A 10,347-nucleotide genomic window follows, 5' to 3' on the forward strand; every position below is an offset into this window, starting at 1 on the left:
GAAGCAAGCTACGTCTTATGTCTCAAATCTAAACACAAAGAGGGCGGGTTTTGTGGATAAGTTATCGGTATACCCATCAATTAAATGGCTAAACCCGCCCCTACAATAGGATATAACTTTTGCATCCTGCTACCCTTCTACCCTATCCAGCAGGACGAATCCCTAAATCAGCGCTGAGAAAATCCACAAATTGGCGGGCGCTGCGCCCAGAACGTCCATTGTGGCGGGTTGCCCATTGAATGGCACGGGATTTTAAGTCATTTTGGGGTAAGTTTATGTTGGCTTGTTGGGCTAAATGATAGACAATGTTGAGATAAGCGTCTTGGTTAGCTGGTTCAAAGGTCAGGGTTAAGCCGAAGCGATCGCTAAAGGATAATTTTTCCTGTAAGGTATCCCAGGCATGGATTTCATCATTATCGCTGGGACGAGGGCGATCGGCAAAAAATTCCCGTACTAAGTGGCGTCGATTGGAGGTGGCATAAACGACTACATTTGGGGAACGGGCGGTGACACTCCCTTCTAAGACGACTTTTAATGCCTTAAATGCATCGTCGTCTTCTTCAAAGGAAAGGTCATCTACAAAGATGATAAACTTCTGCGGTACGTCTCGCAATTGCTCCACTATCATCGGTAAGTCGTTTAAGTCAGACTTGGCAACTTCAATCAACCGCAGTCCCTGATTCTTATAGTTTTGTAATAAGCCCTTGACTAATGACGACTTTCCTGTGCCACGACTGCCATAAAGTAAGACATGTAACGCCGGATAATCGGCGAGTAAAAATTCTGTATTTTTAACTAACGCGGCTTGTTGAGACTCATAACCCACCAATTGGGTTAACTGAATCGGATCAGGGTGGGCGATACCAACCAATTGACCCGACTGCCAACGCAGGGCATGATATTGGGCAAATAATCCTGTACCATGGTGCTGATAGTGGGCGGCTAATTCCTCTAGAGAGTCTGTCCAATCACTCTGTTGGTGTAGAAATGTAGGCTGCACCGTTTCCAGATTCCAGGAAACAGGCTGTAATTCTAATTGAGAGGCTTTTTGCACCCACCGACTTAGCTGTTCGACGCTGCATTCAGAAAGATTTTGCAAGGCGTGTAAATCCTGTTGAGCCGCCGTGACTAGGGCTGGGGGTAAATCTTGCAAGGCTACCCGTTGTACTTGCTGAGTAAAGGGATTATCGTCTTGGAGAATTTTCCGAATCAGATAATCTTGCCAACTTTCTCCGTGGGCGGCTAACGTTTTAAACCAGTTACCGTAAGCCACCAAGCAAGCGGTTTGCTCTGCTTCACCCTTGCTTAAGGTTTGCAAAAGATGGACAAAGGCGCGTCCCACCTCGTTACGAAGAACTGATTGATACAGTAGCAGCGACGCGGCTTGGCGTTTGAGGAATTGGCTGGAGGCGTTAGCTGGTGTTTTTGTTGATGGCATGACGCCTATTGTAGCGGATTACAGAATACACAAGGAAATTTCGTTTCTTTCCTCAACCCAGCCTACAAAGGTAACATGCTTCCTGTTCCCAGCATAATTGGTCGCTATCCTGTGATAACTGATTCGTGGTAGGCATTAGTTGTGGGTCTATGACTGTTGCCAACTGATTCAGAAAATAGTTACAGTAGTTGATATCATTTTATAATTGCACAGGCTGCAACTATGGAGCGAGAAGCTGTAACTATCCGTATTCCCGCAGATTTGCTTGAGCAAGCAAGGCAATTTCGAGAGGGCAGTGAGTCTTTTAACGAGATGGTTGTTGAAGCAATAAACCGCGAGGTGCGACGGCGGCGATCGCTGGCAGCCCATCAACGCATTGTGACTCGTAGTGCTGAAGTAGAAGCCAAAACAGGAATTCAATCCAGTTCTGTGGACTTGATTCGTCAGCTGCGATCGGGTGAGGGACGGCGTGACTAAGTGTATCGACACTAGCGTTTGGATTCCTTATTTGATACCTGAGACATTGCAACCCCAAGCCAGAAACTTGATCCTGCCCTTGCTGACATCGAATGAGCGTTTGGTTGCTCCAGCATTTGCATGGGCTGAAGTTGGTTCAGTATTGCGAAAAAAAGTAAGGTTGGGAGCAATTACCATTTCCCAGGCTGCAGGGTTTTATGATGATTTCTGCCAGATGCCTGTTGAGTACCTCGATAGCAATGCTATCCGTGCAAAAACATGGGCGCTCGCCCAACAGTTCTCTTTGGCAACTCTCTATGATGCTGCTTTTCTAGCCGTTGCCGAGCTAGAATCTGCCGAATTCTGGACAGCCGACCAATCTTTGCTCAATACGCTTACACCATGTCCAGGATATGTCCGAAAACTGGAAGCATAAATAGGGCTTGCTGAATAAGTGTTGTGGTAGGGGGAAGAGGTTCCAAAGCTCCGAGACAGGGGGCAGGAGGGAACAGTAGTGCGAGCGTCTCGCTCGCTATTGGGTCAGCTCGTAGGTATTTCATACGCGATCGCACCGCCGTAAATAGGTGAGGGCAAAGAACTCCTACACAACACTCAACACTATTGACTCAACGCCCAATAAACTGCCTAAATTGCCATCGCCCGCAAATAATGACCTGCCCGAAATGTGCCAACGGCGGTAATCGCTTCTGAAGTGCGGAATTGTCATGGAGAATTATGATGATTGAACTGACTGTCGCTATTTGTACCTACAATGGGGCGGCTCGATTGCCACAGGTTTTAGATGGCTTGGTTGCTCAGATTGACACCGAGTCCTTTGTTTGGGAAATTATTGTCATTGACAACAATAGTCGCGATCGCACCGCCGATGTTGTTCACCAGTATCAAGGATGGTGTACTCATCCCATCCACTACTATTTTGAGGCGCAACAGGGGTTAGCGTTTGCGCGACGCCTTGCGATTAAAAAGGCTCAGGGTGATTGGGTGGCGTTTCTGGATGATGATAATATTCCCTCTCCTAATTGGGTGAGTGCGGTTTATGCTTTTGCTCAGTCACATCCCCAAGCAGGAGCTTATGGGGGTCAAATTCAGGGGGTATATGAGACAAATCCCCCGGAAAATTTTAACCGAATTGCTAGTTGTTTAGGAATTATCGATCGCGGTTCCACCCCGTTCCGGTATGATATCGATAGCCGAGGGTTATTACCTGCGGGTGCGGGGTTGGTTGTGCGTCAGTCAGTTTGGTTGGAACATATTCCTGAGGAGCCTAGGTTAAAAGGGGTTTGTGGTCAATCTTTGGCTGCAAAAGGAGAAGATTTAGAGACGTTATCGTATATTAGAAATGCTGGCTGGGAAATCTGGCATAATCCGGATATGGTGATTGAGCATTATATTCCGCGATCGCGTTTAGAAAAAGAGTATTTATTACAGGTGTTTCGGGGGATTGGGTTGAGTCGGTATCTGATTCGTCGGTTACGGTATCCGGATTTACCCCCAGGGTTGATGGTTCTAGTTTATCTGGTGAGTGATTGCCGCAAACTGCTCATGCATTGGGTTAAGTATGGAAGGGTTCTCAACACTGATATTGTGGCGGCTTGTGAAGGACAATTATGTTGGTATAGCTTAATCAGCCCATTCTACCATTGGCAACAAAAGAAGCCTTAAATAGGGGCTGCTGTTGGGAGCGGTGAGGTGAGGGGAGATAGGGGTGATGGGGGTGACAAAGACCTGTAGGGGCGACCCGCTGGAATAAATTAACACCACTCAACTTAATTGGGTCGGGTCGCCCTCTGCTCAACGCCCTGTACCAGCAAAATTGTAGGGTGCGTTAGCGAAGCGTAACGCACCATTACTCATATCAGACACTTCAGACGTTCCAGAAATTTTTCTCATGGGTGAGAAAGCTGGACATGATATCCCAGGTTTCGCAGCTACACAAGCGCAGACGCAAAGACACATCAATGAAGGGCGCACGCCGTGCGCCCCTACGATACTGTCGTTTTTACACGACGCCGATTCATTTATCGACGTTCTAGCCAATGATGGTAAAATCGGCTTCTGTTAAAAGGTTGGCATTCACTCCTTTGAGCATAGCCAGCGTCTCATCTTCAAAACCAATCAGCGTATTTTTGCCATCTTGAGTAATCGATAACTGACCAAAAGTTAAACCATTGGCTAAGCCAATTAAATCGGCACCGTCTTGGAAGTCTACAATTGTATCGGTTCCTTCGTTTACGGCGAGGATAAAGGTATCGCTACCACTACCGCCAGAGAAGTCATCCCCAGTTAGGGTATCGTTACCGAGTCCACCACGCAGGATGTCATCCCCATCATCCCCCCAGATTTGGTCATCCCCGGCTTCACCAAAGAGTTGGTCATTACCGCCTTTGCCACCGATGCGGTCATTCCCTGCACCACCAAAAATGATATCATCGCCACCGATATCGACTTGGGGGGAACGCTGGTTTAAGTCACCGCGTAAGACATCATCCCCGTCACCGCCGAAGATTTGATCATTTTCTAAACCGCCAGCAATGGTGTCATTACCGCCGAATCCGTTAATGCGATCGCTCTCTGGAGTGCCAACTAAGGTATCGTTATTAGGGGTGCCATCTATGGGCGGTTGACCGGAGTCGAAGGTAAGGGTAGTGGTGGCGATGGTACTGAGATTACTGTGAGCTTCTCCGTCGTTAACCACAAATTCAATAATCCGGTCTGTGGTGTCGGGGGTGGTGGCGGTATTGTTATAGGTGACGGTGCGTAGGACTTGTTGGTAATTGGCAACGGTATCTTCACCGCTGAGGATGAGGGTGCGAAGAATCGGATCGTAATTGGCGGTGATATTGGTATTACTGGTATCAGCCGCGAGGATTTCCGCTGCACCATCTTGGAGATTGGTGATTTTGACCGTAGCGTTGGCGAGGGTGGTGCTGTTGGCGTCAGTTAAGGTTAAGTTATCAGTATCGGCGATCGAGACAGCACTTCCGGTAAAAGTGGTGGTAAAATCAATGCCTGTATCATTGCCATTGAGGTCGAGTTCTGGGGCAATGTTACCGTAGATCAAGTATGATTCCCCTACTAAAGAGTTGCCGTTGGGGTCAGCATTAGGTGCACCGATAATCAAGTCATCAACACCATCACCATTGATATCTCCGGCTCCACTGACTGAACGACCTGAGAAGTCACGTTCATCAATTCCGTTGATGACGAAGCCGTTGCTACCATCGAGTTGAGACAGGTTGAAAGAGGCATCAAAACCCCCTTGTTTACCGAACACAATGTAGGTTTCCCCTACAAATACGTTGCCGTTGGAGTCAGCACCGACGGCGCCGATAATCAGGTCATCAATACCATCCCCATTGATATCTCCGGCTCCGCTGACCGAACCACCTGAGAAGTCATCCTCATCAATACCGTTTATTACAAAACCATTGCTACCATAGAGTTGAGACAGGTTGAGAGTAGCATCAAACCCCCCACTGTTCCCAAACACGATGTAAGTTTCCCCTGCACTTGAGTTACCGTTAGGGTCAGCAAAAGGTGCGCCGATAATCAAGTCATCAATCCCATCCCCATTGATATCTCCAGCATCGCTGACCGAACGGCCTGAACGGTCATTGTGATCAATGCCGTTGAGGACAAAGCCATTGCTACCATCGAGTTGAGACAAGTTGAAAGAGGCATCAAAACCCCCTTGTTTACCAAACACAATGTAGGTTTCCCCTGCAAGGGAGTTGTCGTTGGGGTCAGCACCGACGGCACCGATAATCAGGTCATCAATCCCATCCCCATTGATATCTCCAGCTCGGCTGACCGAACCACCTGAGACGTCATACTCATCAATGCCGTTGAGGACGAAGCCTTCGTAGCCATAGAGTTCAGACAGATTGAAAGAGGCATCAAAACCCCCTTGTTTACCGAACACAATGTAGGTTTCCCCTACAGATAAGTTGCCCTTGAAGTCAGCTCCTGGTGCGCCAATAATCAGGTCATCAATCCCATCCCCATTGATATCTCCAGCAGAGCTGACCGAACCACCTGAGCTGTCATACTCATCAATGCCGTTGAGGACAAAACCATTGCCACCATAGAGTTGAGACAGATTGAAAGAGGCATCAAAACCTCCTTGTTTACCGAACACAATGTAGGTTTCCCCTGCATCACGTATGCCGTTGGGGTCAGCACCGACGGCACCAATAATCAGGTCATCAATCCCATCCCCATTGATATCTCCGGCATCGCTGACCGAACCACCTGAACGGTCATTGCGATCAATGCCCTTGAGGACGAAACCATTGCTACCATCAAGTTGAGACAAGTTGAAAGAGGCATCAAAACCCCCTTGTTTACCGAACAGGATGTAGGTTTCCCCTGCAAATAAGTTACCGTCGGTACCAGCACCATGAGCGCCGATAATCAAGTCATCAATCCCATCACCGTTGATATCCCCCGCTCGGCTGACCGAATAACCTGACAAGACAGCCGGACGACTACCGTTTGTTACAGGAGCAATACCGTTTATTACAAAACCATTGCTACCGTTGAGTTGAGACAGGTTAAACGATGAGTTGGGGGCAAGGTTCAAAAACGTCAGCCTGGTCGTAGCAAATGCGGTATTGTTAATTTTGCCAAATTCATCACTAACTGAAAACTCAATGATGCGCTCTGTAAGGTTAGGTGATGGGGCGGTATTGTTATAGGTGAGAGTCCGCAAAACTTGCTGGTAATTGGCAACGGTATCCTCACCACTGAGAGTGAGTGTGCCAGTGTTGGGTTCGTAGCTGGCTGTAATATTGGTGCCACCTGTGTCAGCACTCAGAACTTCTGCCCCAACGTCTTGAAGATTACTTATCGTAACTGTTGCTTCCTCAAGAGTCGTGGAGTCAGGGTCAGTTAAGGTCAGGTTAGTGCGATCAACAATGGGAACCGCGACTCCGGTGACAGTAAAGGTGGTTGCAAAATTAGTACCTGCCATGTCGCCGTTGAGGTCTAGCTGTGGGGGTTGATTAGCATTACCAAACACGATGTAGGTTTCTCCTGCACGGTCGTTACCGTTGGGGTCAGCACCGATGGCACCGATAATTAGGTCATCAATCCCATCACCATTGATATCTCCAGCTCCGCTGACCGAACCACCTGAGAAGTCATCCTCATCAATGCCGTTGAGGACAAAGCCGTTGTTACCATCTAGTTCAGAGGGATTGATACTGGCATCGAATCCTTCAGAAGAGCCAAACACTACATAAGTTGCCCCAGCCCCAGAATTACCGTTGGGGTCGGCACCGATGGCACCGATAATTAGGTCATCAATCCCATCACCATTGATATCTCCAGCTCCGCTGAACGAACCACCTGAGTAGTCACCATCAATGCCGTTGAGGACAAAGCCGTTGTTACCATCTAGTTCAGAGGGATTGATATCGGCATCGAATCCTTCAGAAGAGCCAAACACTACATAAGTTTCCCCAGAATTTTCCCCAGCACGTGCTGCTCCAATAATCAGGTCATCAATTCCATCCCCATTGATATCTCCGGCTCCACTGACCGAACCACCTATGAAGTCACCCGCATCAATGCCGTTGATCACAAAGCCGTTCCTACCGTTGAGTTGAGACAGGTTGAAAGGGGCGTCGAAACCTTCGCTGTTACCAAATACCACATAAGTTTCTCCTGCACCAGAGATACCGTTGGGGTCAGCCAAAGGTGCACCAATAATCAGGTCATCAATTCCATCCCCATTGATATCTCCGGCTCCGCTGACCGAACCACCTATGAAGTCACCCGCATCAATGCCGTTGATCACAAAGCCGTTACTACCGTTGAGTTGAGACAGGTTGAAAGCGGCGTCGAAACTCCCTTCCTTACCGAACACGATGTAGATTTTGCCGTTGGGGTCAGCATTATGAGCGCTGATAATCAGGTCATCAATGCCATCCCCATTGATATCTCCGGCAACGCTGACTGAACGACCTAACCTATCAAACGCATCAATGCCGTTGATGACAAAGCCGTTACTACCGTTGAGTTGAGACAGGTTGAAAGCGGCGTCGAAACCGTCGCTGTGACCAAACACGATGTAGGTTTCCCCTGCATTTGTGTTGCCGTTGGGGTCAGCATTCTGAGCGCCAATAATTAGGTCATCAATGCCATCCCCATTGATATCTCCTGCTCCGCTAACCGAACCACCTGAGTAGTCACCCGCATCAATGCCGTTGATAACGAAACCGTTTTTACCGTTGAGCTGAGACAGGTTAAGAGTGGTATCAAAAGCTTCACTCTGACCAAACACAATGTAGGTTTTCCCTGCTTCAGAGTTGCCGTTGGGGTCAGCAGCAGGTGCGCCAATAATCAGGTCATCAATGCCATCCCCATTTATATCTCCTGCTCCGCTAACCGAACGACCTGAGTGGTCAACAGCATCAATGCCGTTTATTACGAAGCCATTGCTACCATTAAGTTCTGAGAGATTAAAAGATACACCAGCCATAGTAAATTCCTTCCTTAAATTTCAGTTATTTTCCTACTTCTCTTCAGCCTCACCAATCCTGACCACACGCCGAATTTCATCACTCTTAAACCCGATCGCCATCGGACGCCGCATTCCTGGCAATACCGCCACGTCATACAATTCCGTGACTATTCCCTCAATTCGCAACCAATGGACAATATCCCCACTCCGCAAATCAATCACGAATAACCCACATCGCGGTTCAGCCTGCTTACTCTCTAACTTCTCATCCAGCGCCAATCCCGAAAACGTGCGATTCTCCCTCGGTTTCGATAACCCGACAATCGCAAAATCTCCACTAAACGCCAACCCGCGCAAATAACCGGGACAAAATGCCACTGACTCAAAACTCCCCCGTTCTAAGTCAACATATCCAAACTCCCCTGTGCCAGAATTGAGCAACCAGAGTTTATCCCCATACAGTCGCGGGGAATGAGGCATCGATAACCCCGTGACAATCACCTGATTCCTGCCCACATCCACCACACAACCGCCATCATGCCGTTTATCCCGCCAGCCATCAGCAACATCCGACTGACTCACGGCTGTCACATACTTCGGTTCTCCCTCTCGCATCGCCAAACCATTCAAATGACACCGATCTTCCGCCGCCAACTTGGAAATAAACGGTGGTTGCCATAAGGGGATAAAACTGTGGGTTTCGCTGACTGTGGCTAAACAGCTAAATAAGGTATTGACAAAGATGGGATGGGGGGTTACGGGGGGATCGACCACCGCCACATCATGGACATCTAAATCCCCCGTAACATAACCCACTTGCGGCACATAAAGACAGTCATACCCGTTGTGAATTTGTCCTGCTTCTAGAACATTTTCAAATCGCCATACCTGATAGAGTGAACTCAAATAAAGGGTGGAGCCATGAACACACAACCCCATACATCGCTCAAAGGTGCGCTCAAAGATTGATAACTGTCCCGTTGGCTGTACTCCAATAAAAAATACCTTGCCAGCTTGATAGGTAGTAAAAGCCAGACTGAGATGTTGCTCAGTTAACCAAGCCGTGAATTGCCGAGAACCCGTTATTTCTAATGACGGGGAAGTCGTTGAAGAGAATGGCGATTGATGCACCATGAACCTTGTACTCTCGATGAAAGCCACAAACGTTGTTCGTTATTTATATTAGGAGTAATCGGCAACGAAAAATTAGCCCACAGGAAATCTTTACCGAATCTTCATACAGAAAGCTGAATTTTTCTCTGGCTATATTAACAGATTTTGTGTTTTGTAAAATTTAGTGAAATATTAGCTGTATTATTTCAATTAAATGATATGAGAAAAAATACGACATTAGCTCTGCCGCACATCTAAGCTGTTTGGCATTTAAACCATAACGTCAATAATCGTTCCCCTTGTGGTAGTGCGATCCAGGCAGCTCGCTACTAATATCTAAGACACCCAGGAGACGCGATCGCGAATTAATTAATACTGATATCCTCGACAAGAGAATACTGACAAGGTGGTGGCATCACCCAGGAGACGCGATCGCGAATTAATGCTGATATCCTCGACAAGAGAATACTGACAAAGGTTTTGGTGGCATCACCCAGGGGGCGCGATCGCGAATTAATTAATACTGATATCCTCGACAAGGGAATACTGACAAAGGTTTTGGTTGCATCAGCCAGGAGACGCGATCGCGAATTAATACTGATATCCTCGACAAGGGAATACTGACAAGGGTGCAACCTAGCATCACCCAGGAGACGCGATCGCGAATTAATACTGATATCCTCGACAAGGGAATACTGACAAAGGTTTTGGTGGCATCACCCAGGAGACGCGATCGCGAATTAATGCTGATATCCTCGACAAGAGAATACTGACAAAGGTTTTGGTGGCATCACCCAGGGGGCGCGATCGCGAATTAATGCTGATATCCTCGACAAGAGAATACTGACAAAGG

The 10,347-nt window shown here is 47.8% G+C and carries 8 protein-coding genes; 3 read left to right on the forward strand and 5 right to left on the reverse strand.

Features of this window, described 5'->3' with window-relative positions; all coding sequences use genetic code 11:
- Positions 1–142: 142 nt before the first annotated feature.
- Positions 143–1,438: an ATP-binding protein gene (locus tag RH949_RS12085; protein WP_446353354.1), complete on the reverse strand. Its 1,296-nt coding sequence runs from the start codon at positions 1,436–1,438 to the stop codon at positions 143–145.
- Positions 1,439–1,660: 222 nt separating this feature from the next.
- On the opposite strand from RH949_RS12085, the gene RH949_RS12090 reads away from it, so the two are divergent.
- The 3 genes from RH949_RS12090 to hpsE all read left to right on the forward strand — a co-directional run bounded on the left by RH949_RS12090 (position 1,661) and on the right by hpsE (position 3,577).
- Complete coding sequence (locus RH949_RS12090; protein WP_006098747.1) at positions 1,661–1,915, forward strand: YlcI/YnfO family protein; 255 nt, start codon at positions 1,661–1,663, stop codon at positions 1,913–1,915.
- On the forward strand, positions 1,908–2,330 hold the full coding sequence (locus RH949_RS12095) for a type II toxin-antitoxin system VapC family toxin (RefSeq protein WP_446353356.1): 423 nt from the start codon (positions 1,908–1,910) through the stop codon (positions 2,328–2,330). Before RH949_RS12090 ends, RH949_RS12095 begins: the two co-directional genes overlap by 8 nt.
- 299 nt (positions 2,331–2,629) lie before the next feature.
- Positions 2,630–3,577: a hormogonium polysaccharide biosynthesis glycosyltransferase HpsE gene (gene hpsE, locus RH949_RS12100; protein ID WP_446353358.1), complete on the forward strand. Its 948-nt coding sequence runs from the start codon at positions 2,630–2,632 to the stop codon at positions 3,575–3,577.
- A 367-nt stretch (positions 3,578–3,944) separates the two neighbouring features.
- Here hpsE and RH949_RS12105 read toward each other — a convergent pair whose 3' ends face one another.
- The 4 genes from RH949_RS12105 to RH949_RS12120 form a co-directional block, all read right to left on the reverse strand.
- Complete coding sequence (locus RH949_RS12105; RefSeq protein WP_446353360.1) at positions 3,945–8,399, reverse strand: beta strand repeat-containing protein; 4,455 nt, start codon at positions 8,397–8,399, stop codon at positions 3,945–3,947.
- A gap of 33 nt (positions 8,400–8,432) precedes the next feature.
- Positions 8,433–9,515 carry a TIGR03032 family protein gene (locus RH949_RS12110; RefSeq protein WP_446353371.1) on the reverse strand — a complete coding sequence of 361 codons (1,083 nt, stop codon included), beginning with the start codon at positions 9,513–9,515 and terminating at the stop codon, positions 8,433–8,435.
- Positions 9,516–9,859: 344 nt separating this feature from the next.
- Positions 9,860–10,129 (reverse strand): hypothetical protein, encoded by a 270-nt coding sequence (locus RH949_RS12115; protein WP_446353362.1) that lies wholly within the window; start codon positions 10,127–10,129, stop codon positions 9,860–9,862.
- Positions 10,130–10,160: 31 nt separating this feature from the next.
- A partial coding sequence (locus tag RH949_RS12120) for a hypothetical protein (RefSeq protein ID WP_446353365.1) occupies positions 10,161–10,347 on the reverse strand: 187 nt, incomplete at its 5' end.

The sequence above is a fragment of the Coleofasciculus sp. A1-SPW-01 genome (assembly GCF_040217205.1).
GTDB classification, from domain to species: Bacteria; Cyanobacteriota; Cyanobacteriia; order Cyanobacteriales; family Coleofasciculaceae; genus Coleofasciculus; species Coleofasciculus chthonoplastes_A.